At 66.7% G+C, this 24,118-nt stretch carries 26 protein-coding genes; 4 read left to right on the top strand and 22 right to left on the bottom strand.

Features of this window, described 5'->3' with window-relative positions:
- Nucleotides 1-1,017, top strand: coding sequence for a DUF4236 domain-containing protein (locus QK300_RS11400; RefSeq protein WP_281301825.1), 1,017 nt, complete (start codon nt 1-3; stop codon nt 1,015-1,017).
- A gap of 264 nt (nt 1,018-1,281) precedes the next feature.
- On the opposite strand, the gene QK300_RS11395 is transcribed toward QK300_RS11400, so the two are convergent.
- The 22 genes from QK300_RS11395 to QK300_RS11290 form a co-directional block, all read right to left on the bottom strand.
- Nucleotides 1,282-1,539: a hypothetical protein gene (locus QK300_RS11395; protein WP_281301826.1), complete on the bottom strand. Its 258-nt coding sequence runs from the start codon at nt 1,537-1,539 to the stop codon at nt 1,282-1,284.
- Nucleotides 1,536-2,210, bottom strand: coding sequence for a D-Ala-D-Ala carboxypeptidase family metallohydrolase (locus tag QK300_RS11390; RefSeq protein WP_281301827.1), 675 nt, complete (start codon nt 2,208-2,210; stop codon nt 1,536-1,538). Before QK300_RS11390 ends, QK300_RS11395 begins: the two co-directional genes overlap by 4 nt.
- Before the next feature lie 73 nt (nt 2,211-2,283).
- Nucleotides 2,284-2,568, bottom strand: a complete 285-nt coding sequence (locus QK300_RS11385; protein ID WP_281301828.1) for a DUF6127 family protein — start codon at nt 2,566-2,568, stop codon at nt 2,284-2,286.
- Nucleotides 2,569-2,639: 71 nt separating this feature from the next.
- The gene (locus QK300_RS11380) at nt 2,640-3,440 is read right to left on the bottom strand and encodes a hypothetical protein (RefSeq protein ID WP_281301829.1); all 801 of its coding nucleotides are present in this window, start codon (nt 3,438-3,440) and stop codon (nt 2,640-2,642) included.
- Nucleotides 3,437-4,159, bottom strand: coding sequence for a hypothetical protein (locus QK300_RS11375; RefSeq protein ID WP_281301830.1), 723 nt, complete (start codon nt 4,157-4,159; stop codon nt 3,437-3,439). The genes QK300_RS11380 and QK300_RS11375 overlap by 4 nt, the downstream gene beginning before the upstream one ends.
- A 14-nt stretch (nt 4,160-4,173) precedes the next feature.
- Nucleotides 4,174-7,680, bottom strand: coding sequence for a phage tail protein (locus QK300_RS11370; protein ID WP_281301831.1), 3,507 nt, complete (start codon nt 7,678-7,680; stop codon nt 4,174-4,176).
- Between the two features lie 6 nt (nt 7,681-7,686).
- Nucleotides 7,687-8,121, bottom strand: coding sequence for an NlpC/P60 family protein (locus tag QK300_RS11365; RefSeq protein ID WP_281301832.1), 435 nt, complete (start codon nt 8,119-8,121; stop codon nt 7,687-7,689).
- The gene (locus QK300_RS11360) at nt 8,111-9,691 is read right to left on the bottom strand and encodes a DUF2163 domain-containing protein (RefSeq protein ID WP_281301833.1); all 1,581 of its coding nucleotides are present in this window, start codon (nt 9,689-9,691) and stop codon (nt 8,111-8,113) included. The genes QK300_RS11365 and QK300_RS11360 overlap by 11 nt, the downstream gene beginning before the upstream one ends.
- Complete coding sequence (locus tag QK300_RS11355) at nt 9,688-10,290, bottom strand: DUF2460 domain-containing protein (protein ID WP_281301834.1); 603 nt, start codon at nt 10,288-10,290, stop codon at nt 9,688-9,690. The genes QK300_RS11360 and QK300_RS11355 overlap by 4 nt, the downstream gene beginning before the upstream one ends.
- Nucleotides 10,291-10,302: 12 nt before the next feature.
- Nucleotides 10,303-12,813, bottom strand: coding sequence for a phage tail tape measure C-terminal domain-containing protein (locus QK300_RS11350; protein WP_281301835.1), 2,511 nt, complete (start codon nt 12,811-12,813; stop codon nt 10,303-10,305).
- The gene (locus QK300_RS11345) at nt 12,806-12,937 is read right to left on the bottom strand and encodes a hypothetical protein (RefSeq protein ID WP_281301836.1); all 132 of its coding nucleotides are present in this window, start codon (nt 12,935-12,937) and stop codon (nt 12,806-12,808) included. Before QK300_RS11345 ends, QK300_RS11350 begins: the two co-directional genes overlap by 8 nt.
- A 98-nt stretch (nt 12,938-13,035) precedes the next feature.
- Entirely contained in the window at nt 13,036-13,485 is a 450-nt protein-coding gene (locus tag QK300_RS11340) for a hypothetical protein (protein ID WP_281301837.1), read from the bottom strand.
- A gap of 10 nt (nt 13,486-13,495) precedes the next feature.
- Entirely contained in the window at nt 13,496-14,767 is a 1,272-nt protein-coding gene (locus tag QK300_RS11335; RefSeq protein WP_281301838.1) for a phage tail tube protein, read from the bottom strand.
- A gap of 22 nt (nt 14,768-14,789) precedes the next feature.
- On the bottom strand, nt 14,790-15,221 hold the full coding sequence (locus QK300_RS11330; protein WP_281301839.1) for a hypothetical protein: 432 nt from the start codon (nt 15,219-15,221) through the stop codon (nt 14,790-14,792).
- The gene (locus tag QK300_RS11325; RefSeq protein ID WP_281301840.1) at nt 15,221-15,880 is read right to left on the bottom strand and encodes a DUF6441 family protein; all 660 of its coding nucleotides are present in this window, start codon (nt 15,878-15,880) and stop codon (nt 15,221-15,223) included. Before QK300_RS11325 ends, QK300_RS11330 begins: the two co-directional genes overlap by 1 nt.
- On the bottom strand, nt 15,877-16,188 hold the full coding sequence (locus tag QK300_RS11320; RefSeq protein ID WP_281301841.1) for a hypothetical protein: 312 nt from the start codon (nt 16,186-16,188) through the stop codon (nt 15,877-15,879). Before QK300_RS11320 ends, QK300_RS11325 begins: the two co-directional genes overlap by 4 nt.
- Nucleotides 16,188-16,523: a DUF2190 family protein gene (locus QK300_RS11315; RefSeq protein WP_281301842.1), complete on the bottom strand. Its 336-nt coding sequence runs from the start codon at nt 16,521-16,523 to the stop codon at nt 16,188-16,190. Before QK300_RS11315 ends, QK300_RS11320 begins: the two co-directional genes overlap by 1 nt.
- 83 nt (nt 16,524-16,606) lie before the next feature.
- On the bottom strand, nt 16,607-18,670 hold the full coding sequence (locus QK300_RS11310) for a prohead protease/major capsid protein fusion protein (protein ID WP_281301843.1): 2,064 nt from the start codon (nt 18,668-18,670) through the stop codon (nt 16,607-16,609).
- 15 nt (nt 18,671-18,685) lie between these two features.
- Nucleotides 18,686-20,191, bottom strand: a complete 1,506-nt coding sequence (locus QK300_RS11305; protein ID WP_281301844.1) for a phage portal protein — start codon at nt 20,189-20,191, stop codon at nt 18,686-18,688.
- A complete protein-coding gene (locus tag QK300_RS11300) occupies nt 20,191-20,400 on the bottom strand; it encodes a hypothetical protein (protein ID WP_281301845.1) in 210 nt (69 codons plus the stop codon). The genes QK300_RS11305 and QK300_RS11300 overlap by 1 nt, the downstream gene beginning before the upstream one ends.
- The gene (locus tag QK300_RS11295) at nt 20,400-22,418 is read right to left on the bottom strand and encodes a phage terminase large subunit family protein (protein WP_281301846.1); all 2,019 of its coding nucleotides are present in this window, start codon (nt 22,416-22,418) and stop codon (nt 20,400-20,402) included. The genes QK300_RS11300 and QK300_RS11295 overlap by 1 nt, the downstream gene beginning before the upstream one ends.
- A complete protein-coding gene (locus QK300_RS11290) occupies nt 22,366-22,926 on the bottom strand; it encodes an elements of external origin (protein ID WP_281320847.1) in 561 nt (186 codons plus the stop codon). Before QK300_RS11290 ends, QK300_RS11295 begins: the two co-directional genes overlap by 53 nt.
- A 114-nt stretch (nt 22,927-23,040) precedes the next feature.
- On the opposite strand from QK300_RS11290, the gene QK300_RS11285 reads away from it, so the two are divergent.
- The 3 genes from QK300_RS11285 to QK300_RS11275 all read left to right on the top strand — a co-directional run bounded on the left by QK300_RS11285 (nt 23,041) and on the right by QK300_RS11275 (nt 24,084).
- Nucleotides 23,041-23,265, top strand: a complete 225-nt coding sequence (locus QK300_RS11285; protein WP_281301848.1) for a hypothetical protein — start codon at nt 23,041-23,043, stop codon at nt 23,263-23,265.
- Nucleotides 23,262-23,486, top strand: a complete 225-nt coding sequence (locus QK300_RS11280) for a hypothetical protein (RefSeq protein ID WP_281301849.1) — start codon at nt 23,262-23,264, stop codon at nt 23,484-23,486. The genes QK300_RS11285 and QK300_RS11280 overlap by 4 nt, the downstream gene beginning before the upstream one ends.
- 91 nt (nt 23,487-23,577) lie before the next feature.
- A complete protein-coding gene (locus tag QK300_RS11275) occupies nt 23,578-24,084 on the top strand; it encodes a DUF3489 domain-containing protein (protein WP_281301850.1) in 507 nt (168 codons plus the stop codon).
- Nucleotides 24,085-24,118: the final 34 nt, after the last annotated feature.

Below are 24,118 nucleotides of genomic sequence, written 5' to 3'. Positions count from 1 at the left end.
ATGTCCTTCCGTTTCTGGCGCCGCATCCGCATTGCCCCCGGGGTTACGCTAAATCTGTCGAAGTCGACAGCATCGCTGTCGTTCGGCCCGCGCGGCGCAAAATACACCGTCAGCCCGCGCGGCAACCGGGCCACGGCAGGTCTGCCGGGGACAGGCCTGTTCTACACCATGCACGAACCGCGCCGCGCCTCGGCCGCCAATGCGCCCCGTGTCGCCCAGCGCGACCAGCTCGACCTCGGCTTCTTCCGGCGGCTTTTCACACCGGCGGACGAGCGCGCCCTGGTTGATGGGCTGAAGGCGCTGAATGCAGGCGACGAGGGGTTGGCGCTCGCCGAATTCGAGAAGGTGCCCGACCTGCCTGATGCTGCCTGGATGGCGGGCATGCTGCGACTCAGGCGCGAGGAGTTTGCAACCGCGCGCCGTCATCTGGAGTCCGCGTTAGGCGATCTCGACCGGCTGGGTAGCCTGCTGGAGAAATATGGCGTCAATGCGCAGGTCACCTTTCCGGTGACACCCGAAGTCGATGCCCATGCCCGCCCTCGCGAGCGTGGCACGCGGCTGGCGCTGGTCGAGATCGCCCAGTTCGAGGGGGACCGCGCAGAGGCGCTGCGCCATGTCGAGCGGTTGCAGGCAATCGAACCGAGTGATCCGGTGGTCCTGCTGTCCTTCGCGGAACTAACCCTCGAGGGCGATACGGACCGCGCACAGCTGGAGCATATCGTCGCCCTGAGTGCCGGGATCACGAACGAGACGCCGGTGGAAACGGCTCTGCTGCTCTACCGCGGCCGCGCGCTCGCCCGGCTCGGACTGGCTGATGCTGCCATCGACGTGTTCACCCTCGCGCTCCGCCGGCGCAAGGACCGCGCTGACGGCCTCCTGCGCCAGCTGCGCTATGAACGTGCGGTGCTCTATGATCAGGTCGGTCGCAAGGCGCAGGCTCGCCGAGAACTGGAACGCGTCTACGCCGAGGATCCCGGATTCCTGGATGTGCGTGCGCGGTTGGGTCTGGAAGAATGACCGTCGGGCGTGATGATCCGCCCGCGCTCGCGACCGAGGTGCGGACCCTGCTGTCTGGCCGAAGCCGCCTGTTAATCCATTTGAATTCAACGGCTAACACGAGGGGATCGACAAGCCCGCGTCTGATCCCTCATGACGCTGTAGTCGGCGAGCATCTCGGCGATCGCCGAGCCTTGCGGCAGAGACCTTAGCTCCTCGGCCGCGCGCGCTTGGAACTCGCGGCTATACTCGACAACGGGTGGGCAGACGGTCGCCACGCGAGGGTCAGAACCGACCGTCGCGCAGGCGGTCAGCAAGCTCGTCGCGATCGCGAGGACGGCGAGCCGCCGCATCAAGCATCTGGCGTTGGACGTCATAGGACTTCTCCGAGGTTTCGAGGCGTTCCGCCAGCCGTCCCGCACGCTCGCCGGAGCGCCGGAGGGTGAGCAGGAACAAGAGCACCGCGAGCGTGATGGCGCCGTAGCGCAGGGCCGCCCGGCCCGATTGGCTGGCGGCGATCCCGGTGAACAGCGCGGCGATCATCGCTGCCCCCGTTTCCAGTCATCGAGGCGGGCATAGATCGCGACCCCGATGCCCACCAGCGCAACGGCGATGAACACCCAGCGCAGCGTGTCGAGGTAGGGCACGAGTGGCAGGATCGCTGACTGGGTCTCCGCCAGGACGGTTTGCGCCACTTCGACACCGGCGACGCCAAGCGTCGCCACCCCTGCGGCGCCACCACCTTTCATCGTACGGCTTTCAGCCAGAACTTCGCGAGCCGGTGCGGTTTCCTCGGCAAAGGCCGTGGGGCGCACCGGGAACCGCTCGCCCCAGATTCGCGCTGGCCCCATATCGACATGGATGAAGCCCGATCGCGGATAGAAGCCAAACCCCAGGAAGCCGACATCCCGGGCGGCCTTCTCGAAGGCGACCGGATCATGGTTTGCCATCGCGATATCGAAGGCGGTGCCGTCCAGATGCTTGGAGCGCGGTGCGCCACCGACCGTTCGATTGTGGGTCGGGCTGCGATAGGCCGAACGGATGATCAGCGGCTTGCCGAGCCGGTCGCGCAGCGCTTGGAGCTTGTCGAGCGCGTCCTCGTGTACGCGGATGGAGCCCGTGCCGCGGCAGGCGATTTCGGCAGGCGAGAAGTTCTTCCAGCGCCAGCGGTTTGTCGGCACATCGCGCCAGTGCTTGTAGGTGGTCGTGGTCATTGCATGTCTCCAGGCATAAAAAAACCCGCTCCTCTGCGAGGGCGGGCGGCGGGTATTCTGATGTGTGGGGAACTTACGGTGATGGGCCGAAGAGCTTCAGCTTGATGGCAATGCCGGCCATCAGGGCGAGCAGGATTCCGGTGGTGATGATGCGAACGGCAGTCTGGACAGCGGTCTGACGCGCCATCCGGAACCCGGCCAGCAGTGAGCGCAGATCGCGGATATCCTCAGCGGCATCCGTCCCGTCGATCCCGACCTCCTGCATTGCACGACGAGCGCCAGCTTCGGCTGCTCGTTCGAGCAGCCGCTCCAGCTCGCGGGCTGTCATGGCATCAAGCCTGTCATGTTCGGGCGTCATAGGGCGGGCCTTGCGATTTAGAGTGAAAGATTACTGGCGCTGGAGTGGCACTGCGCTGCGCAGGAGCGCAATCAGCCGACGGCGTAGCGCGCCGCCAGCCAGTCCTCGATGGCGAAGGTCGTCGTGTTGTTGAGTGTGCCTTGGTAGAGCAGGAACTCGTAAAGACGCCCGTGGAAATATCCTCCAGAGGACAAGCCGGTCGAACGCAGGAACTGCGTTGATGCGATGGCGGTGCTGACCAGATTGCTGCTCTGCGAGGTCGTCTCCCACAGTCCAGCACGGTTCTGCCGCACCCAGAAGCGGGTATTGGGAGACGAGGTGGTTCCAGCCGCGTTGCGACCGGCTGCCGCCATGATCAGCTGGGGATTGGCGATATTACCGATCCGGATCTGGGACTTGATCCAGTGGATTTGGCCGGCTTCGGGATCGCGGAAGTAAAATCCGACCTTGCCGCCGTTTGTCGCCGGTGAGCCGAGGATCGCGGGGAACTGATCGAGTGCGCCCACTGCGTCGGTGACAGTGAACACCGTAAACGGGCTGAGATTGGTGAGACCTGAGGGCTGGGAAAATGCCAGGTCTTCGAAATGCTGCTGCAGCGCGCGGTCGCAGGCAATGTAAGGCCGGCCATTGATGCCCCCGGTGCGATAGACAGGTTGGCGTGCGGACTCGCTCTGGGCCGCGTCCTCGGCCGAGCCGAGATTTAGCCAACGGGCGACAGGGTCGCCATCGCTGGCGGGGGAGCCCTCGTCATCGATTTGAACACCTTCGCTGGCGCTGAACCGGTAGAGCAGGTTTTCGGTCCAGACGAATTCTGGTTCGGGGGGCGCCGGAAGCGATCCGGACGCAAACAGCGATGTGAACAGGAGCGTCATGTGATGCGCCTCGCTGCGATGGTGAGGGAGATGCCTGCGATCGAAGGATCCGCGACGGCTGGCGCGAGGAAGCGGATGATGTCGCCGGGCGCGATCGTGACCGGTGCGCCCCCGGCGCTGGACAGGCCCACACTTGCGTCCGGGTTGAGGGTGATAGAGCCAATTGCAGTCCCGTTGCGGGTTATGACGATTGCGAACGCATCATCCGGCGGTGTCTCGGCATGGGCGACCGACCCTGCCAGCGATGCGGGGATCACAAGCGCACGCGGAATGACGACCGTGCCCATTACAGCGCCCGCCGCGGGGGTCTCATTGGCCACCATGCCGAAATCATAGACGGCTGCGCCGGACCCGGCCCGAAACAGGCCATTGGCGGAACCGTCGCAGATGAGGATCGCGCTTTCGCCCGGAACCAGCAGGACGCTTGCTGTCCCGCGCTGCACGGTGAGCGCATGCACCGCGTCCGTGTTCAGGACCGCGAACACCCGGCGCAGCTGAGGCAGCGTGATTGTCGAAGGACCTGAAAGCGCCGCAGCCGGGCGCAGCGCCATACTTGCGCGCAGCTGGGCGGCGGTGAGCGTCAGCGCACCGGTCGATAGATCGAGCGCCAGCGTGTCGGTCAGTGCCCTGTCGAGGGCATCGACGGCGTCGTTGATCGTGACCTCTTTCTGGTTCTGGGCGGCGGCGACATGGGTCACGGCCAGATTGGGGCTGGGCATCGGGTGTTCTCCCCCTATGGAATTTCTATTGTGACGGCGCGCGGGAATCCGCGACCCGCGACCTCGCTCAGTTGATAGACGGCGAAGGACAGAGCGACCGGCACCGCGCCGAAATCGGCGAGGATGTCGGCATTGGCGTAGACCACGCTGGGGCTCGAAGCCGTCAGCGTGCGCTTCACAGCTCCGCCGGGACCATCGAGAATGTCAATCTGATAGGCCTCGCTCGCCTCGCCGAGGGGCACCACGCCGGTCCCGTCCTTCAGCTCGCCGCCAATGCGCGTGCGCCGGACCCAGGTAAGCGTGATGTCGGCCGGGCTGCCGCTCTTCACCGCGCGAACGTTCCACGGCGCATAGGGCTTCAGATCTCGCCCCGTATGGCTCTGGACCAGTGTTTCGCCATCCTCGAACAGCGTCCCGAAGCCGACCGCGCGCCAGAATCGCGCAAGGCCCAGATCGCCGAGCGCTGTGACCAGCGTCTCGACGTCGTCAGGATCGAGCAGAGCAAAGAGCTCGCCTGCCGCATGGCCTTCGACGAACACGTCCGTGCCGCGCCGGCCGCGCAGCAGCCCGGTGAGCGTCCAGGAACCATTCGGGTTCAGCGAGACATCGCGGAACTGGATGATTTCGGGCTCGCCATTGGCCTTGAGCACGAGGGCCGCATTCGCCCCATTGACGAGGGCTTCCTGCGTGACGCTTTCAAGCCGCTCGCCGCCCGTGGTCATGAAGACCGTGAGGCTGTTCTCCTCATCAGTGCCGAAGGGCGAGCGCGGCGCTCCCAGCGCATTCGCCGCGGCGCCCCACGCTGCTTCACTCAAGGCGCGTCCGGCTTGCGCCCATGCGGAACCGTCGGCGCTGCTATAAAGCGCAGCGCCCGGCCAGCCAGGGCCGCCGAACCCCGCCATCAGGTAGTAAACGCGCGAGCCTGCGCCGCCAGTATCGTCCACATCACGCAGGAGCGGCAGGGCGGCCAAGATCAGCCGCGTGGCGGCGTTGGCGCCCACCGTCTGCACGGGCTTGCCCGAGCCGCCATCGGCGACGACCGAGGACACATAGGTCGCAGCCGTCTGCGAGACGCCCTTCACCGCGAGCGAAAAATCCCCGCCGACGTCGAGGCGGTTGATCCGTGTCCGGAAAGTCGAGCCCGTCTCGAACACAACATCCACGACATCGGTCGGATCAAGCCGCAGCCAGTCTGGCGGCAGCTCGGCCTCGTAGGCGCTGCGCTCGATCCAGGCGCTGTAAAGCGTCTTGGCAGCGATGCGCTTGGCCGTGGTGGCGTCGATGGCGAGCGCCAGTTCGAGGCTCGCCTGGTTGCGCGAATGCATTGTAGGAAGCGGCAGGGATGCGCGCTTCTCGCTCTGCGTGCCCTGGCTGTAGTCGGCGTCACGGTCCATATAGACGACGGCGACGCGCTCAGGCAGTTCGACTTCCTGCGTGCGACGCTCACGCCAGCTTTCGCCCGTCTGGCTGTCGAGTGACACCAGATATTCCGCCGGGATCGTAGCGACCGGCGCCCGCCCGCGGTTTCGGAAGCGCAAAGTGTCGTCGCTCTCGGCTGCGTCGAAGAAAAAGGCCTGCGCCAACGGCTCGATCGCGCCGCGAACAGTGGTCTGGCGCCCAATCACATAGCCCGGCACGGACGCCCCGAGCTCTGCAACATCTATGTCGGCCAGGCCCAGTCCGGCGCGCCCACATAGATCCGCTACGATGGATGACAGCGACTCACCTTGGCCGCCCCCGCGATTGAGGAACAGCCGGGCCCAGCCGCTGCTGCCGCGCACCAGATGCGTGTCGGTTACGGCGTCATAGACCTGCGCACCACCTTCACTGACCGGGCCCGGCCAGATCTCGTTGAGAACGATGGCCCCCATCGCCGTATCGAGCTGGACGACGCGCGTCCCGCGCATCAAGGTCCATCGCTGTCCGCGCAAGCGGCTTTGACCGAAGAACGGACCCTCATAGTTGATCTGGATAGGCACGGGCGTCTTCCAGACGATCCCGGTGTCGGTGCGCCATTTGATCGTATAGATCGTCCCGGCCGAGCCACCGTTCGACATGCGCACCTGAAAGATGACGCTGTCGTCGGTGGCGTCATAGGTGAGAGCTCCGGCGCTGCCGAAAAAGCCGGTCGGACCGCTCTCGATGTCGGCGACCGAGAATGTTGCGACCTTTTCGAATGTCACGCCGAGCGATTGCCCGGCAAGACCGTCAAAGCCCGACTGTGCGGCCACCCTGAGGCGATAAAGGCCGAGGCTCGCGTGGTTCGTGCTCGTGCCGCTGCCGAGTATCCAACCTTCGCCGAACCCTTCACCCACGGCGCCGCCGACAACGCCCCGTACCCGGGGTTCCGTAACGCGCTGGCCCGCGCCCCATACATAGGCCATGGCGTCCGCCCGCAGCAGGCCAACATCGTCGAACAGCGAGCCAGTCAGCAGAAAGTCGACGCGGCCGGACGGGCCAAAGGCCGAAATCATCCCCATCCAGCTCGTGGCAACGAACCGGATCGTCGAATTCGTCAGGCCATTACTCGTCGATCCGAAGCGGCCGACCTCCTTGAACGCATTGGGCTCAATACGAAGGATCGGGCGCGAATTGCTGGAGCCGGTCACGACATAGAGATGGCCGTCCTCGCCGCAGAACAGCGTGCCGGGGAAATTGTTCGGCGTGACCGAGGTCACGTCCGTCATTCGCGCCTGGCGATCCTCCGCCATGGTGCGCAGATTGAAGCGGCGGATGCCGGCGGCTTCGGCGTTGCTGCTCGACGAAACGAAGTAACCGTAGCCGCGGCGCCAGTCGATCGCGAGGTCGCTGATCTGGTAGGATCCGAAATAGCCACCTTCGCCCGTCGTGATGAAATCGATGAGCTGGTAGGGCTGCTGTGCGGCGCGCTTAAAAGTGATCTCCGCCGTGATGTTCGGGATGCGGTTGCCAAAATCGGCGAGCGCCAGATCCTCGAAGACGATCACACACAGACCGCGATGCGCCGGCGCACGGCCTGCGCCGACATGGGCTTCGACCAGGGGATCCGGCAACTGGGTCTCGCTGCCGCGATGAAATCGGAAGCGCAAGTTTGGTTTGGCGACGTCGGGGCTCGATCCGGTCTTATCGTAGATGAGCTTGCCGTCGGCCCAGATACGCAGCACGTCCTCGGCCGGGCCCTCACCGAAGCTGAGCGCGAAGGAGGCGAAATAGGAATAGCTGATCGAGGTCTGGGTGCTGCGCCCGCCGCCGCCCTTGCCGCCGGATCGGGTGCGAGTGACGTTCTGCTGTTCGCGGATCCCGGACGACCAGATCATGTTGCCGGCCATGCGCAGCGTGCCGTAGCCGATCGGGATCGATGCGCCATAGGCGGATGACGAGACGGTCAGATCGCCGAGTCGCGGTCCCTCGGTTGTGACGTTCTGACCCTTGGCCGGGAACAGAAGGCTACCGGCGACGGAGCCCACCAGCCAGCCGGCTTGCCAGCCGAGACCGACGGCGGAACCGAGCGCGGCGCCGCCTACTGCAACGAGGATGGCCATGAGAAATCAGTGTCCGGAAGAGCGAAAGCGAAAGGCGAACTTGACCTTTACCGGCCATTCGCCGGCATAGGGTTCTTCGATCACCTGGCGGCGGGTCGCATGCGCGTGCAGCAGATGGGGATGGCCGAGCCATTCGGTCAGGAAGCCGCAGTGGCAGGGATAAGCCTGGTCGGCGAAGACGAGCACGTCGCCGGGACGTGCGTCCGGGATCGCGACGCCGTCCATGTTGGACCGGAAATGCTCGACGAAGGCCTGACCCTGCGCGCGTCGGCTGTATCCGGTGCTGTCATAGTCTGAGACTCCAAGAGCGAGCGCGACACGCACCACCAGCCCGACGCAATCGATGCCCGAACGGGTGCGCCCCTGATGTCGCCAGGGCACGCCGAGCCAGCCGCGCGCCTCTGTGACGATCATCTCGGATGTGATGATTTCAGCGGGCATCGGGATAGCTCATCATGGCGTCCTGCCCCGGCACGTAGGGCTCGCCGCGGAAGTTCAGGACGTTGGCGAAGCGGGTGATGCAGGTGTCGAGACGTTTGTCGCAGCCGGGGTGGATGCGGAAGAGATCCCCGACCCGGACCGCGTAACCCATGGGCAGGAACAGCTCGGCGCGGTCTGTTGCTTGCGTCCAGGCTTTCACCTCGATCGAGCGTCCGGCATTGGGACCGCTCTCCCAGGTGAGCACGCCGCCGGCAAACCATCCGTCGCTCGCGCGCGGCTCTTCGATTGATGCGATGAACACCGCCCGGTCGACGACATCAGTGACGATGCCTGCCCGGCTCCAGGCCTGCATGGCCTGGAACACAGCCGTTCCGTCGGTGGTCTGCTGCCCTGCCGCAGTGTCGTAGACCGGCTGGTCAGCTTCTGTCGTGCCCGCACTGACGCAGCGGTAGATACGATCCTCGAACACGGCGGCCGTACTGATGCCCGTCGTCGTGTCGGTGAAGAACCCCGAGACGGTGTCGAGCGCGGCGTTGCACACCGTGCCGCTGACCCTCGTGCCGTTGAAGATGACGCGCAGCTGCCGGGTCGCCGAAGGGACCAGCGCGTCGGCGACCTGACGAAGCGTCCAGATGCCGGTCATCGCCTCATTGCCGGTGTCGAGCGACGTCGCGAGCACGGCGCCCAGTTCATCGAGCAGCTGCACGCGCAGCCGCCCCTGATCGACGGTGTTGCCGCCGCCATTGGCCCGCCAGCCGCCAACGGTCAGGCGGTAGTCGCCGGCATCGACGATGTCGGCATCAAGGACATCGGCGAGATCGACGGTCTGGCGCAGCTCGAAGCTGGCGACACTGCCGCCTTCCAGGAAATGCGTGCCGGTCTTCGGCCCAAGTGTGCCGCTCGCGGTCTTGGCGGCTGCCGAGCCGGAGGCCACGGTCCAGCCGGAGAGATTACCGGCATCAAAGCCGGGGTTCACGAAGGGAATGCCGATCGTCGTGAGCGCCGCGGAGGTTCGTACTCGGACGGTATCGCCGACGGCGTAGGACGTCGAACGCTGGATCTCGGGCGGGTGGATCGGCACTTTGCAGCGCGGATCGCCCAGATCAGCCCGGCATTCCGGGCTGTAGAGTTCGCCGATGCGCTGTGAGAGCGCCTGCGTCATGCCGCGCAGCTCGGTGCGGAAGACGCCCTGTTCTGTCAGGACAACCTCGCCAAACCAGCCGCGCCGCATGCGAAGCGCGCCCATCGAGGGATCGGCCCAGTTGACGAGGAAGATGCGCACTTCCGCCTGATCAAACAGGCCGGCGCGCAGCTCCTCCTCGGTGATGGCTTCGTCGTCGAACACGCCCTCGACATCGAGATTGTCGACGCTGAGGCTCGCATCGTTGGCGATCGCCGTGCGCGAATAGCCGGAGCTCGCCTTATAGACATCGCCGTCGAAGACGAGATCGCGGTCATGGTCGGTGAAGAAGAACTCCCGGCCATCCACGCGCGTGATGCGCCAGCAGGTGGCAAGCGTGGTCATGGGACCCGCCAGGTGGGCGGCGAGCGCTGTCGATGTGGATTTCATGGGCGGATCTCCAGCACCTGGATCTGGCCCCAGCTGCCCAGTTGGTAGGTCTCGATGGTGATATCCATCTGGTCGCTGTCGAAGCGGACGGGGACGTCGAAGTCGAAATCTGCTGTCACTTGAACCCCGGACGCGGGCGCAGTGGTGAAGGTCACGAGCCCCGTTGCCGAGTTCACGGTCCAGCCCGTGACTGCCTGGACGCCATCGCGGTAGATTTTCACCGTGCCAGAGACGGGCTTGGCGATGATGCGTGTCTCGATCTCACCGCCGCTGGCGTAGCGCTTGATGAGCTGGAAAGTCCTGTTCGACCCATTGCCCACACCGAGGGGTTGGGCGAATGCCTGATAGTCGGTCCAGTCCCTGAACCGGAAGCCGTAGGCGCGGCCCTTGCGGGCGCGAAAGAAGGCGATCAATGCCGCGACCTGTTCACGCTTTTTGAGGCCATGCGCCACGTTCCACTTGCCCCTTGCGGCGGCCCAGTTGGCGTTGCGCCGTTCATGGCCGGAGACGGTCGTCACCACGGTCGTCGAATAACCCGGTCCGCCCGAAGCCCCGTAGGAGATGTCGGGCGGAAACTGCACCTCATGAAATCCGCTCATCGCTCATGTCCGTCAAAGATTGCGCCGCGCCCGTTCCATGGCGCGGGCGGCGTCGGCGGCGATCTGGCCTTGCGCGTAGCGGAAGCTGTTCGCGTCCGGCGTCGAGATGTTCATCACGACATTGACCGGCGATTGCCTGCCGACGCCTGAGCCGATAGCCGCGAGTTGAGAGCGCGACAGCACCATCTCGCCGCGCTGGAGGATGGCGGGCACCTCGTCGGCACGCAGTCCCGCCATGCCGCCGCCATGCAGACGCGGCGCGCCAGCAAAGGCCAGCGCTGGCACGAGCCGCTGCGGCGCGGGCGCGCCGACGATACCGCCCGAATGGAAGATGCCCGATAGGATGCCGCTGCCTCCGCCGAACAGATTGCCGAAGATCCCGCCGCCGCCGCCCATGCCACCGAGCGCATTGGCGAGCGGTCCGAGGATTGCCGAGCGCAGCGCGACGCGGGTGATGTCGGCCAGGATGCTGTCGGCGAGCGACTTGAAGTCGAACTTGCCGGTCGTCACGAACTTCGCGACAGCGTCCTCGGCCGACCGGAAAGCGCTGGTGAGCGCATTGCCGAGGCCCTTGCCCCAGTTCGCGGCTTCCTCCGCGTAGCGCGCAAGCTCCTCGCGCACCGCTGCCCAGCCGGTTGCCGCCTCCTCAGCGGCGGTCTTGATCTCCCGACCGGCCTCACGACTTGCCGCTGCCGCACGGCCAGCCGACCCTCGCGCGCCAGCCCCACCACCTCGCTCACCGCTGCCAGTGTTTGCGTCGCTGCCTCCGCCAATCGCAGCGAATGCATCATCGAGCCGTTCGGTCGCGGCAGCGGCCTCGTCGAGTTCACTGTTCGCCCCGGCCATCGCCTCGCGAAGGGCAGCGACCGACGCGAGGGGCGCACCTGCCAGCTCTCCCAGTGCATTTGCCGTTTCACGGGCACTTGTCGCAGCGCGGCGGGCATCCTCTGCGAAAGCGGAGAACCCGAGATCAGGCACCCGAAACGCATCGGTCTCGAAGGCAGCCGCAAAAGCCGCGCTCGCAGCGGTTCCGGCTCGCTCGGCCGCCCCGGTAAACTCGTTCTCGATGCGGCCGAGATCGACATTGGGGACAAGCGTGATCGTCCGTTCGATACCGATCGCAGCAAGGCCGGAATTGACGCCGTCGAGGAAGCTGTTGATCCCGCGCGCTGCGCCATTGAGCATGCGTTCCACGCCCGAGATCAGCGCATTCGCCGCACGGATCGTGAAGTCGCCTATGGCAGCAGGGAGCGCGCTCCAGATGGCCACCATGGCGTTGAAGGCGCCCTGGAAGATGTTGACGGTCCGGTTGCCGAAACCGACGACAGCCTCAAGGGCGCCCTGCAGCGCGTCTGCGATACTTGCCTGAATGCCGAGCCAGGCAGCCGCGATCCGGTTCTTCAGGACCAGGGCGAGCAGACCAATCCGATTCCAGACTTCTCGCGCCACATCGCCGAGAAGATTGAGCGCCGCGCCAAAGCCGCCGGTGGCCTGCACGAGCCGTCCGAACTGATAGATCAGTTCGCCCGCTGCCACTATGAGCGCGCCGATCCCGGTACGGATGAGCGCTCCCCGCAGGAAGACGAGCGCGGTGGCAAGTCCCCGCGCCGACACCGCGGCTGCCACCATGCTGGCGACGAAGCGTCCCGCCATCAAGGCGACGAATGCGGCGGCGATCGATGCCAGACGCCCGAGATTGTCGAACACCAGTTTGATGGCCTGTCCGAGCGGCCCGGTGGCGCGCGCCATCGCAGCGAGCGCGTCCGCTACGGCTTCCAATGCGGGAGCTGCAGCGACCGCCAGCTGGTTCGAGACCCCACGCCAGATCAGTCCGAGCCGGGAGATCGCGTCATTGGTGCGCTCGATCTGGGCAGCATCGGCTTGCGAGACGGCCACCCCGAAATCCTGCACGTCCTGTGTCGCCGTGCGCAGCGTCGCCGTGTCGATGCGCAGGAAGGTCAGTGCGGCACGGTCCCCGAAGAGCTGCGAGGCGACCGCCGCACGCTCGGCTTCTGGCACATAGCGAGCCAGTGCGTCCTGGATGGCGGCGATGCGCTGATCGAGAGGCAGGCGCTGCAGCTCTTCAGAGGTGAGCCTGAGCCGTTCGAGCGCGCCGACGGCAGCGCCCGTGCCAGTTGCCGCTTGGCTGAGGCGCCGGGTCAGCTGGATCGTCGCCTGCTCGATCTCGCCCATGGACACGCCCGCGAGATCACCGGCGCGCTCCAGTACCTGGATGCTCTCCACCGTCGTGCCGAGCGAGGCGGCAAGCTTGGCCTGATTGTCGATTACCTGCAGGCCGGAGCGGATCATCGCCGCTGCGCCGGCTGCAAACGCTGCTGCAGCCGCAGCGGCGGCAATCTGGACCCGGCGATAGAAGGCGGCGACCCGCGTGTTCGCCGCATCCATTTCGCGCGACAGGCGCCGCATGCCCTGTTCACCCGCATCGCCGATACCCTGCAGCTCGGCGCGCACCTCGCGGCCGCCGACGACGGCAAGGCGCACCGACACCCTTTTCTCAGCCATCTTGTTCAGCCTTCATTTGCGCATTGAGACCGCGCACCATCATTGCCTCGATATCCGGCAAGAGCTCCGCGCAGATGAGTGTGTTGAGCCCGAGCGCCTCGGCCATGGCGAGGGCCGCATTCATGTCGAGCCCCAGGACTGCGCCCGGGATGACCCGCAACTGGCCCGTGAGCCGCAGGGCCAGATCCCAGACCTGCCAGCCTTCGATCGTGACGGGCCGGTTCAGGACGGCGGGGCACTCGGCGCAGGGGCGCCCGCAACTGACATGACAGGATCGGCAATACTGGTCGCCCCCGCTGAAATGCCATTCGGCAAGGGCGCGTAGTCGTTTTTTTCCGCTTCCAGGAGCAGGCCCTTCGAGACGTAGCGCAGCTGGAAGGCCTCGAAGAGCGGCAGGATATCGAGCAGCGCATCGATCCCTTCCGGCGTGACCGGCACTGGATTGCCGTCCGCATCGCCGACGCCCTCCCAGTCCTCGACCACGAGCCGCGCCAGCGCCTTGGCCATGGCGACCGCGATGGTCTCGTTGGAGGCTCCTTCGGGCAGGCTGGTGACGGCCAGATCGCTGCGCGCCGCCGCCATGAGTGCGGTGGTGAGCGGCCCGAGGTGCAGGCGCACGCCGTGGCCGAGATCGAGCCAGCGCGGCTCGCGGGAAAGATCGAGACGGATCATGGATGCATCCTCATGCGTAGCTGGTGACGTCGTTCAGGAGATGCGCGCGCAGCATGGTGCCTTCGCTGTCGTCGAAGGCGGCGCGCCAGTCGAAGCTCGCCTCGACCCCGCCGGGGCCGGAGACTGCGTATTTGGGCTTGGGCAGGAAGACGCGCGGCAGCTCGAACCGCAGCGCGTAGCCCTCGGGGAATGTGAAGCCGTAATCGAGTGCGACGGGATCGCCATTGGCGGCCTCGGCGACCAGCGTCGCGCCGTCGAAGCGCACCGACATTGATCCTTCCGCCGAGGCAAAGGTCGGATCGGCCGCCTCGATCTTGCCGTCCTCGCGGATCACCCGGACCCGTTCGAGGTTGTTCGAGAAGGTGAGACTGCCGCCTGTAACACCCGCCAGCGCCGATCCGCCGCGCCGGATGAAGCCGCGCCCCTGGCTGAAGCGGCGCAGCGAAAAAGCATCCGGACTACCGTCGACGGTGGCGGCGAAACGTTCCTCGCCCTGCGCCACGAGCTGAAGACGGGCGTTGGCCGGCCCTTCCTGACCCATCTCGAAATTGATGCTCTCCATCACCGTGCCGAGGTGGCGAAAGAAGACCGGCGTCGTGAGCTTGGGGTGCCCGACCTCGATGGAGTAGCTCGGGATGTCGTCGGCGCCGCTTTCCCAGACATGGGCATAGCCGCCGCCGGTCAGCGTCGGTGCGGACACGGTCGCCGCCGATGCCGCGATGGTGAAGCTGTTGCCGGAAGGCCCGGCGACATCGAACGCGATCACCAGCGTCTGCGTACTGGTCGGCCGCGAATACGTGCTCTTGGCGATCTCGGCATCAACGGACGCATTGAGGTCGCTGACCAGCTGGTCGACGGTCTGCGTCACCGTTGCCTGGATCTCGGTCTCGTCTCCCGTGGGCGTCCCGGCGACGAAGGTCCAGGCCGTGCCGTTCAGCGTCAGGGTCGCGCCGGGTGAAGGATTGGCGGCGAAGGCGATCGATCCCGATGCCTTGACCGCCGTCGTCACCGGATCGCCGAACAGGCCTGTCAACCAGAAGCCGGTACCGCGCAGATCGAACGGGATGTCGAGCTGGCCCTCATCGGTGATGAGACCGCGATAGGGATCCTGCGCGTTGCGCCCGCGCCCCAGCAATGGATCATCGCCGAGCGGCTGGGCGGAGGAGAGATCGGTCGACTTGAAGTCGAGGCTCCGATAGCCGGAGAGCGGCGCCACCCCATAGCTCGCCTCGCGGCAAGCCTTCAGCGTGGCGTCCGCGCCGTAAGCGCGCACCTTGGGCATGGATAACTCCTGTTCTTGAAGATCAGTCGGTGAGCGGATCGCTCACCAGGTATTCGACCGTGACGACGAGCCGGGCGGTGAGGACCGGGGCCGCGCCTTCGATCGCCAGAGCCCCGGTCTCGGGCGCCGACGGCGTCAGGTTCTCGGCGAGCCCGCCGAGCGAAGGATCGATCCTGAGCGCCATTCCGATCGATCCAAGCAGCGCATCGAGCGCTGCCTCGCCTCCGCCCGTCGGATCGTGGGGCACATAGACCTCGATCTCGATGCGATGGGCGTAGAACTCCGTGCGCGGATTGAGCGTCACGTCAGGCTCGCCGGGATCGCCATCGCGCAGGATGACGAGACCGGTCGCCGGCACCTTTTCGGGCAGCACCTCGTTGCGACGCACGTTCGCGGCGAGCGCGATATCGAGGGTCGAAAAGAGCGATGTGAGAATGTCTTCACGCCTGGACATCAGCGGCTCCTCTCATCGCCGGAAAACCAGTTGCGTGTGACGAGGCCGGGCAAGCGATCGACCCAGCGTTCCGCAGCGGAGACGACATCGAGCCGTTTCCGGACCGTCACCTGCGGCACCAGAATGAATATCGGCACCGTCACAAGGCCCCTTCCGCTCCGCAACGCCGCAGCACTTGCTCGTGAATATCCGCCCCGCTTGCCCGTCCGCGCCCGCATGTTGTCGGCGACGAGCAGAGAGGCAGCGTTGCGGCGATAGACAAAACGCAGCCGCTGCCCGGTCCGCCGCTCCCATCCGCCGGGCGTAATCTTGCGGCCACCGTCCCCAAAGCGTCCGGCGGCTGCGGTCGGGATGGCCAGGAAGAAGCCGTTCTTCGAGCGGATGGTGGCGCCGTTCTCGTAGACGCGGATGATGCCCGGCGCTTTCGACCAGACGAGCCCCGCCGCGGTGATGCTGTCCTGCCCCTTGGGGTAGGTCTCCGATCGCCAGGTTCTGGCAAGCCGGGGACCGAGCCCGGCATTGGTAACTTGCGTCCTGAGTTCGGTCTTGAGCCCCTCGGTCGCCTCGCCAACGCCTTTCGAGACGGCCTGCTCGGCGGCCCTGACCTCCTCGGCCATGATGCGCCCAAGGTCGCCAATGATGTTCGCGGACAGTCTCATGCACTGCGTAGCTCCGCCGTCCAGATCAGCCGCTCGGCGTCGCGCAGAGGCTCGCCCTGCACGACATAGGATTCTGCATCGATCTCGAAGGCGTCGCCGCTGGCGAGCGCGGGCGCATCGGCGACGCGGATGTCGATGACGGTCGTCTCGGCGTGGAGGCGGGTTTCTCCGAAGTCTGACACCCTGTCGGGACGCCGCACGACGATCCGTACCGGCACAGCAACGCCGCCCGTTGGCGTGAAGACCGCGTCCCGGGCCATATTGGGATCGGCAAACAGCGTCTCGAAGGCGGCCGCTATGGCCGACATCAGAAGCTGCCATTGAGGCGGACACGTCCCACGACATCACCCGCACCATTGGCCACGGCCTCGGTCGCCACCCCGATGAGCGTGTTGCTCGTCGCGGTCTTGGTGGCCTCCTTGTTGGTGTTGTCCCAATAGACCTTGTCGCCGACGACCCAGGCCTGCGAGGCGACCTTCTTCAGATCGAACACGCCGACGAGGGCCGCTTCGACCGTCTCGGCATTCGCGGCATCCCCGGCGGCGACGCCGAAGACAGAGCCGACGAGCAGGCCATCGCCGGAGGCAACGGCATAAGGCGCGGTCAGGGTGATGGTGTTGCCGGGCTGCACATAGTTTTTCATCGTTCACGTCCTCATTGAAACGACGAAGGGCGGCCAATCAGCCGCCCATTTCGTCAGGGTTCAGGTTTTGGGGAGAGCGGCTTCTACGCGCCCGGATTTTTGAAGAGTCCACGCCAGTCGATCGCCTTGGCGCCGAAGTCGAGGCGGCACTTGATCTCGACGCCGTCGACATCGAAGCCGTTCCGCGTCTCGACGTAAGCGCCCTGCTGACCTTCGAGATAGGCGTACTCGATCGTGTCGATCTGGTTGGGGCTGGCCGCCAGATACCACGCCGTCTCGCTCGCGGCATCCAGCCTGGGTTCGCTGATCGGCGCGAGCGTGCGGATCGACTGCGGCACGACGCTGGACGTCGCCGCAGGCACGAGGTTCTGCGCGACCAGCTGCTCGGCCTTCAGTTCCAGCGATGCGGGCACGATCAGGAAGGCGGGGCGGGTGTTCAATACCGTCTTCTTATCGAGGCCCGTCTGCTTGGCCATCGCGGCGCGGGCCGCTCCGACCGCATCGACCGCGAGTGCCGCGCCGGTGCCCGCAAGGTTCTTGTGGTTGGCGTGGAACAGCGCGTTGCCGTCCGCCATCGCCGGGTTCGATGTGATGATGCCCCAGACCACGTCCGACTCCAGTTGCGCGATGGAGTTGCCGTACATCGCCGGGATCCGGGTGAAGGCGTCGAGATCGTCGTTGATCAACGTCTGGCGGGTGATCGCGACCACCCGGCCATAGGTCTTGACCTTGTAGCTCTCCTTGGACTCGCCGAGCGTGCCGCGCTTGAACTCGCCGCTTTCGCCGACTTCCAGAAGCTGCGGGGCCTCGCCAAGCTGGACCCGGTGCATCGCCTTGAAGTCGGTGGCGAGTACCTGGCGGCAGAACAGCATGAAGGTCCGGGGATAGGCCTCATAGGCCTGCCGAAGCGTCTTGTTGGTGACGGCGGCGAGGATCTCGGGGAAGTCCGAGGTCGAATGCAGCGCGCGCGTCGCGACCTCGTCGCGCGACAGGCCGCGCGTGTTGACCCCGGCATTGCCGAGGCTTTCGCGGGCGAGTTCCAGCAGCGTCATGCCGCGATACTGGCGCGCGGCGTCCTCCAGCTGGAAGAGCGTCGGGCTGTAGCGGTGCAGCAGCGCGTTTGCCACGGCGTCGCGGCGGGTGATTCGTTCGTCGCGGCCCCCGAGCGGTACCGAGACATGCGGAAAGGTCCGGGTCTCGTCCGACTTCGCGGCAACCTGGTCGAGGATCAGGCGACGGGACTCGTCGACGCTGACACCGCGCTTCACCAGATCCTCGGCGAAGCCGCGCTCGAGGTTCAGCCGCCCGGCCAGATCGTAAATGGTGGAGACGCGGTCGCGCTCGGCCTTGCGGGCGCGGGTGGCGACCGTCTCTGTATCGGGCGCAGCGGGGGCGTCGGTCTTCTGAAGCTTCGGCTGCGTGCGGGTTTCAACCTCGCCACGCTGCGGCTCGGTCGTCGTGGCCTTCGGCTCGGTCATGGTGGTGTCCTCGGTTTCGACCGGGTCGGTCGGCTGGGTGGTGGCGGCGGTTGCGGCGTCGCTCGCCGGGGTCTCGGTCTTGTCCGTCATCGGGGATACTCCTTGTGGTGTGGGGGCGTCCCGGCGGTGTAGGACGCAGTCGTGAAGGGGATGCTGGGCGCGGAAGCCTGCGGCCGGGTCCGCGCCGACCGCGACGGCGGAGACCTCGAATGGCGTCCAGTCGACAGCCCGCCAAAGCTCGCGGGCGGCCTCGGGTTTTGACACCTCGAAGCGGTGGACCTGGTAGCCGATCGAGACCGCGCGGATGTGCCCGGCCTGGATGTCGCGCCAGATCGGCTCGACATCGGCGCGCTCGCTGATCCGCACCAGCGCGATGCCGCGGCCATTCTCGATCCGCGCCGATCCCGGCACGACCGAGCCGATCACCGCGTCGAGCGTGTCGAGCTCGTGCACCTTGAGGAACGGCGCGCCCGCGTTCAGCCGGTCGAGCCGGACGTGGGCGGGGTCGAGGCTCAGTTCCTCGTCATAGGGCTCGCCGAAGAAGGTGGCGCGGCGGACGCGTGCCCCGGCCGACCAGACCACCTCGACCGTGCGGGTGTCGGCATCGGCCGTGTTCGGCGCAAGCTCCGCCGCCCGGCGCATGGCCGGCAGTTCGATCATGGTATCCATGGGCAATCCTGAAGGTCAGTCGTTGGGGGCCGGAGGCGTGTCACCATCGGCAGTCGGATCATTCGATTGCGCGCTGCCGGTCTTGGTGACGCGGCGCGGATCGCTGTCGAGCACCAGCCCCAGCGCGTCGAGCTTGGCGTTCGTCGCCGCGATCTCTGCCAGCACCGCGTCGGGGTTGCGGCCTTGCCGGGCGATCACCTCCGCCAGCGTCATGGTGCCCGAGCGGATCGACAGCAGGTTCGCCATCGCGTCCTTCTGCGGATCGACGGCTTCGAACTTCGGCGGTGACCATTCGACCGGCACATCCGGTGTCGGGATCTGCCCGGCTGCCCATGCCGCCTCCGTGAACCAGCGCCAGACCGGCGCGCAGAACATCGGGATGAACAGCTGCCATTGCACCGCATCGATCTGGCGGCGGAACTCGACGAGCCCCGCGCGGATCGAGGAATAGTTCACCTGGCTGAGATCGCCGGTCAGCAGCTCGTAGGGCACCCGGAACCCTGCCGAGATCGTGTGCAGGCTCGCCCGCTTGTATTCGCCGTAGCCGCCGGTGGCCGACGGCTGGTTGAACCGGATGTCCTTCCCGCCCCTCGCATAGGCGATCAGCCCCGGCTCGAACTGCTCGACCCGATTGCCGTCGGCATCGACCACCGACGGCGCGATGCCCTGCTGCGCCTCGTCGTCGCCGAAGACGATGGCCGTGACGCAGGCCTCGGTCTTCTTGCGAACCAGCTCGGCCACCTCGTAGTCGTCGAGATCGCGCAAGGACCGGATCACCGGCGCGCCCCAGGGGACGCCGCGCGCCTGCGTGCGCTGCTTCTCGTAGACATGGGCGATCTCGGTCGCCGGGACCGGGCGGCTCTGCAACCCGTTCTGCAAGGCCCCGTAGGCGTCGCCCGGGTGCTCGGCGTGCAGCCAGTAGGCCCGGCGCTTGCCGACCGGATCGAACTCGATCCCCTGCACAAGGCGGCCTGCACCGATGGCGCCGGATTTCGTGGCGTCGAGGAAGTCGGCCTCCAGCACCTGCAGCTGCAACGGCACGGGCAGTCCGTCCGAGGATCGCCGCAGGCGGCGGCGCACCAGCACCTCGCCCGCCTCGACCATCTCGCGGCAGATCAGCGTCTGCAGGCCGTAGAAGTCGAGCTGGCCGTCAGAGTCGCACTCCGCCGTCCAGCGTTCGAAGAGCGCATCGACCTTGCGGTCGAGCTTGTCGTCCCCGCTGGCGGCGCGCGGCATGATACCTGCGCCGATGATGTTGTTGACCAGCACCGCCACGGCCTTGGCCGCATGCGGGTTGTTGCGCACGAGATCGCGCATCCGGTCGCGCAAGAGCGCCCCGGCGACGCCGATCTCGGTGTCGGCGGAGGACCCTGGCGCGCGCCAGCCCTCGGTGCGACGCCCGCGCGCGGCCCCGTCATAGCCCCGCGTCAGGGTCTCGAACACCTGACGCGCCATCACGCGGCGGGCCGCCATGCGCGGGGCCACCGTTGCGATGGCGTGATCGAACCAGTTCGCCGACATCACCGGTCTCCGCGCGAGAAGCCCGCGAGCCCGGCGATCGGCAGCGGCCGCGTCGTTCCCGCGATGGCGCGTTCGATGGTGCGGATCCGGCCGAGCAGATCCTCGGCCGAGCCGTAATCGACCGACTTGCCGTCATAGCTGACCCGGGTCGTGCCGCTGGCATAGGCGCGGCGCAGGGCGGACAACTCGCTTTCCGTCCAATCGGCCATCAAAACCATCCTTCACGTCGCCCGAGCCAGTCCGATCGCCGCTTGGTCTGCGGCGCGGGCCTTTGCCTGTTGATCTGCCCCGCCGGATCGGCGGGCGCATTCGTGACCCCGAGCTGATCCTCGAGGTCTTGCCATTTCTCCTCGGGCCAGCGATCCGCGCCCGCGATCCAGGCGGCGGCGCGGGCGTAGACCCGGCAATCCAGAGCCTCGTTGCGTTCGCGCAGCTTCTGCCATTCCAGCCGGGCAAAGCCGCGCTTGGTACGCACCGTCACCAGCTGCTCGGCGACGAACTGCTTCAGCCATTCGTTCTCGACCCAGTGCGGCAGATGCACGGACCCGGGCGGGAACGCGGCCCCCTCGGCCATGTCCTCCTCGGTCGGCCGCTCCAGCCGCAGGAAGCGATAGGTCTCGGCCTTGAAGGTCGAGACCGCCACGGTCCAGAGCCTAGCCCCGCGCCGCAGGCGTTTGCCCGCGTCGGTCGCGTCGACAAACGTCGGCCCTGAGACCGGGCTCGAACGGTTGAACCCTTCCACGCCCTTCACCGGCGCCACCTGCGCGAAGCCTTGCGCCCGCGCCCAGGAATAGACCGCCGGGGCCTCGTAGCCGGTGTCGATGGCGAGGCGCGCGATCCGAAGATGCGCGCCGCGTTCATGCGGCCAGGACCGGTCCAGCAGTGCGGTCAGGTCGCCCCAGGCCTCATGCCGGTCGGGCCCGCCCTCGATCACGACGTGATCGACGAGCCAGCTTTCCAGCCCGCGGCCCCAGGCCCAGACATCGACCTCGATCCGGTCCTTCTGCACGTCGGCTCCGGCGGTCAGGAACAGCCCCCCGGCGGGGACGAAACCCGCTTTCCACCGCTCGCGCCGGTCGTAGAGCCGCTGCCAATCCGGCGCTTCGCCGGTCTCGACCCATGTCTCGCCGAGGATCGTGTTGCGGAATGCCTTGATCGCCTCGTCCGACCCCTGGGCCGCCTCCCAGCTTCGCGCGATCCGCTCCCAACTCAGCCAGCCCACCGGCGAATAGAGCGCCGACAGGTGAAAGCCGATGGTGGTCGGATCGGCGGCAACGGCGGTCGCCCGCCATTCGCCCGCCTCCAGCATCGCCGTCTTGTGGTGCTCGGCAATAGCGCCGTCGCAGCCCTCGCAAGTGTAGGCGGCGGTCTCCGGCCGACCTTTGTCCCAGCGCAGCCGTTCGAACTTGAGCCATTGCCGATGGCCGCAATGCGGGCACGGCACGAAGAACCGCCGCTGGTCGCTCGCCTCATATTCCCGCTCGATGCGCGAGAGCCCCCGGATCGTCGGCGTCGAGACCAGGAAGACCTTTCGCCGGTGGGCAAACGTCAGCGATCGCGCCTCGGCCAGCGTGACGGGGTCTCCTTCCTCGTCGGCCGAGCCCGGATAGGCGTCGACCTCGTCGAGGAAGATGTAGCGCGCCGGTGTCGAGCGCAGACCTACAGCCGAGTTCGCCCCGGTCATGATCAGGATGCCGCCCGCGAATTCCTTCGACAGCATGGTGTTGCCGGCGTCGCGCGAGCGGGCGGGCTTCACGCGCATCCGCAGTTCCGGACTCTCGTCGATCAGCGGGTCGATCCGCTGGCGCGAATTGCGTTTCGCCAGTTCCACCGTCGGCTGGACCGCGAGCATCGGCCCCGGCGCCTGGTGGATCGCGAAGCCGATCCAGTTGTTGCCGGCCTCGGTCGCCCCGACCTGCGCGGCCTTCATGAAGACGATGCGCTGCGCCGCTGCTCCCGGCGAGAGCGCATCCATGATGTCGCGCATGTAGGGCGTTCGCGACGTGCGATACCGCCCCGGCTCGGCCGACGCGCGACCCGAGAGCATCCGGTGCCGGTCCGCCCATTGCGAGACGGTCAGGTCCGGATCGGGCCGCATCCCGGCGCCCCAGGCGCGCAGGAGGTCGGCGACGCCGTCGAAGTCGGTCAGGTCATCGGACAGCCCATTGTCTCGCTCAGCGGAATTCCGGCCGGACCTCGGCGAGTTCGTCGAGGTGGGCGCGTACATGGGTCTCCAGAGCCTTCTGCATCTCGGCCGCCTCCACACCAAGGTCCGCCGCCATCAGCGCCGCGGCGCGGGACGGCCAATTGACCCATGAATCCCGTTCCTCGCGCGCAAGCCGGAAGACGAGTGCGGTAGCGCGCGCACGATCGATGAGTTCGCCCTTCATCTTCTGAAGCCGAAGGCGGCGCTCCTGCGCTTTCAGCACCTCGTTCGCCGTCTTGGCTTGCAGGAAGGTCGTGCCACCGCCCGTCGCGGGCGAGGTCAGGCCGCTTTCCCGGAGTGTTTCGCCGACGGCTGACAGGGCCACGTCGGGCACCGGCTTCAGCTTCGGTGTGGGAGCCTTCCTGGTCTTTGACGGGTCGGTCGTCTCCGCGCGGCGGGCGTCGCTGGCATCGGCATCGATGCTGCCGTCGGAATGGAGGACGAGCCGATCGGCCGCCTTCGCCTTCTGGATTGCGCCCCGAGACAGACCGACATGGGCGGCGTACTGGCGCTCGCTCATACCCTGCATCGCGCGCTCCGATTATTGTTTAGAATCATGTGCTTATTGAGTTGATAAGCGTTGCGGACAGAGCGAACGTCACTTCAACGAAGCGATGCAACTCAAGCCTACGGAGCCACAAGAATGACCGCCAGCAGAACCGCCCCCGACGCCCTGATCCTCGAGATCGCCCGGCGGCGCTTTTTCCTCGAAACCCTCGAGACCCGCAACTCCGACAGCCTCGACTTCCACGACGTCGCCGTCTGGGCGATCCGCGCCGCGCTCAAGGAAGCCTTCGAGGCCGGACGGCGGGCGGGGGCTGAAGACGCGGCGAAGGCGGCCATCCGCGAAGAGGAGCAGGCCCAATGAGCCGCCGCGCCACCGACAACACGAAAGCCCTCGACGCCTTCTTGGCCGCCAAGTTCGAGATCGACGCGATGCTTGAGCGGCTTGCCACCCTCAGCGCTGACCATTTCGAGACCAACCCCGACGAGATCCACTGGGGGCATGTCGGCACCCTGAGTCACTACCGGGACAAGTTGCGCGAAATCACCGACAGCGCCTTCAAGGAAGGCGAATACGCCGAGTGAGAGGAACCACTCCGGGTCCCGCCCGCCGAATGGCGGGCTCGGCCTCGTAGAAGGACGCACATCCCGCGCGCCCCGATCACGGAGACGACCCATGACCCAGCTTTCCAATACCCAGACCCTGATCCTCAAGGCCGCCGCGGAGCGTGAAGCTCGCATCGCCCTGCCGCTGCCCGATAGCCTGCGCGGCGGAGCGGCTGCCAAGGTGGTCGGCGCGCTGGTCGCCAAAGGCCTCCTCGAAGAGGTCGATGCCGACATGCACAAGAACGATCCCGTCTGGCGCGAGAGCGGCGACGGGCACGCCGTCACGCTGATCGCCACCGACGCGGCCCTCGCCGCCATTGGCATCGAGCCCGAGCATGCGCAGGCCGAGCTTCCCAAGACCCCCACACTGCGCGAGGGCACCAAGCAGGCCACGCTGATCGCCATGTTGCGCACGTCGGACGGCGCAACCATCGAGGAAATCATCGTGGCCACCGGCTGGCAGTCGCACACAGTGCGCGGCGCCATATCCGGCGCGCTGAAGAAGAAGCTCGGCCTCGAGGTGACCTCGGAGAAGATCGAGAACCGTGGGCGAGTGTATAAACTGCCCGCTGCCTGATCTACCTGACAGGCGACAAGCTGATGGCCGCCGT

Source organism: Iodidimonas sp. MBR-22 (assembly GCF_029946565.1).
GTDB lineage: Bacteria > Pseudomonadota > Alphaproteobacteria > Sphingomonadales > Rhodothalassiaceae > Iodidimonas > Iodidimonas nitroreducens.
The sequence above is the reverse complement of the archived record's forward strand: the minus strand, read 5'-3'. Positions and strand labels throughout refer to the sequence as shown.

What these genes read in the sequence shown, in the direction of transcription:
- QK300_RS11400 (WP_281301825.1), top strand. Translation starts at nt 1, where the DNA reads ATGTCCTTCCGTTTCTGGCGCCGCATCCGCATTGCCCCCGGGGTTACG.
- QK300_RS11395 (WP_281301826.1), bottom strand. Translation starts at nt 1,539, where the DNA reads ATGATCGCCGCGCTGTTCACCGGGATCGCCGCCAGCCAATCGGGCCGG.
- QK300_RS11390 (WP_281301827.1), bottom strand. Translation starts at nt 2,210, where the DNA reads ATGACCACGACCACCTACAAGCACTGGCGCGATGTGCCGACAAACCGC.
- QK300_RS11385 (WP_281301828.1), bottom strand. Translation starts at nt 2,568, where the DNA reads ATGACGCCCGAACATGACAGGCTTGATGCCATGACAGCCCGCGAGCTG.
- QK300_RS11380 (WP_281301829.1), bottom strand. Translation starts at nt 3,440, where the DNA reads ATGACGCTCCTGTTCACATCGCTGTTTGCGTCCGGATCGCTTCCGGCG.
- QK300_RS11375 (WP_281301830.1), bottom strand. Translation starts at nt 4,159, where the DNA reads ATGCCCAGCCCCAATCTGGCCGTGACCCATGTCGCCGCCGCCCAGAAC.
- QK300_RS11370 (WP_281301831.1), bottom strand. Translation starts at nt 7,680, where the DNA reads ATGGCCATCCTCGTTGCAGTAGGCGGCGCCGCGCTCGGTTCCGCCGTC.
- QK300_RS11365 (WP_281301832.1), bottom strand. Translation starts at nt 8,121, where the DNA reads ATGCCCGCTGAAATCATCACATCCGAGATGATCGTCACAGAGGCGCGC.
- QK300_RS11360 (WP_281301833.1), bottom strand. Translation starts at nt 9,691, where the DNA reads ATGAAATCCACATCGACAGCGCTCGCCGCCCACCTGGCGGGTCCCATG.
- QK300_RS11355 (WP_281301834.1), bottom strand. Translation starts at nt 10,290, where the DNA reads ATGAGCGGATTTCATGAGGTGCAGTTTCCGCCCGACATCTCCTACGGG.
- QK300_RS11350 (WP_281301835.1), bottom strand. Translation starts at nt 12,813, where the DNA reads ATGGCTGAGAAAAGGGTGTCGGTGCGCCTTGCCGTCGTCGGCGGCCGC.
- QK300_RS11345 (WP_281301836.1), bottom strand. Translation starts at nt 12,937, where the DNA reads ATGAATGCGGCCCTCGCCATGGCCGAGGCGCTCGGGCTCAACACACTC.
- QK300_RS11340 (WP_281301837.1), bottom strand. Translation starts at nt 13,485, where the DNA reads ATGATCCGTCTCGATCTTTCCCGCGAGCCGCGCTGGCTCGATCTCGGC.
- QK300_RS11335 (WP_281301838.1), bottom strand. Translation starts at nt 14,767, where the DNA reads ATGCCCAAGGTGCGCGCTTACGGCGCGGACGCCACGCTGAAGGCTTGC.
- QK300_RS11330 (WP_281301839.1), bottom strand. Translation starts at nt 15,221, where the DNA reads ATGTCCAGGCGTGAAGACATTCTCACATCGCTCTTTTCGACCCTCGAT.
- QK300_RS11325 (WP_281301840.1), bottom strand. Translation starts at nt 15,880, where the DNA reads ATGAGACTGTCCGCGAACATCATTGGCGACCTTGGGCGCATCATGGCC.
- QK300_RS11320 (WP_281301841.1), bottom strand. Translation starts at nt 16,188, where the DNA reads ATGTCGGCCATAGCGGCCGCCTTCGAGACGCTGTTTGCCGATCCCAAT.
- QK300_RS11315 (WP_281301842.1), bottom strand. Translation starts at nt 16,523, where the DNA reads ATGAAAAACTATGTGCAGCCCGGCAACACCATCACCCTGACCGCGCCT.
- QK300_RS11310 (WP_281301843.1), bottom strand. Translation starts at nt 18,670, where the DNA reads ATGGATACCATGATCGAACTGCCGGCCATGCGCCGGGCGGCGGAGCTT.
- QK300_RS11305 (WP_281301844.1), bottom strand. Translation starts at nt 20,191, where the DNA reads ATGTCGGCGAACTGGTTCGATCACGCCATCGCAACGGTGGCCCCGCGC.
- QK300_RS11300 (WP_281301845.1), bottom strand. Translation starts at nt 20,400, where the DNA reads ATGGCCGATTGGACGGAAAGCGAGTTGTCCGCCCTGCGCCGCGCCTAT.
- QK300_RS11295 (WP_281301846.1), bottom strand. Translation starts at nt 22,418, where the DNA reads ATGTACGCGCCCACCTCGACGAACTCGCCGAGGTCCGGCCGGAATTCC.
- QK300_RS11290 (WP_281320847.1), bottom strand. Translation starts at nt 22,926, where the DNA reads ATGCAGGGTATGAGCGAGCGCCAGTACGCCGCCCATGTCGGTCTGTCT.
- QK300_RS11285 (WP_281301848.1), top strand. Translation starts at nt 23,041, where the DNA reads ATGACCGCCAGCAGAACCGCCCCCGACGCCCTGATCCTCGAGATCGCC.
- QK300_RS11280 (WP_281301849.1), top strand. Translation starts at nt 23,262, where the DNA reads ATGAGCCGCCGCGCCACCGACAACACGAAAGCCCTCGACGCCTTCTTG.
- QK300_RS11275 (WP_281301850.1), top strand. Translation starts at nt 23,578, where the DNA reads ATGACCCAGCTTTCCAATACCCAGACCCTGATCCTCAAGGCCGCCGCG.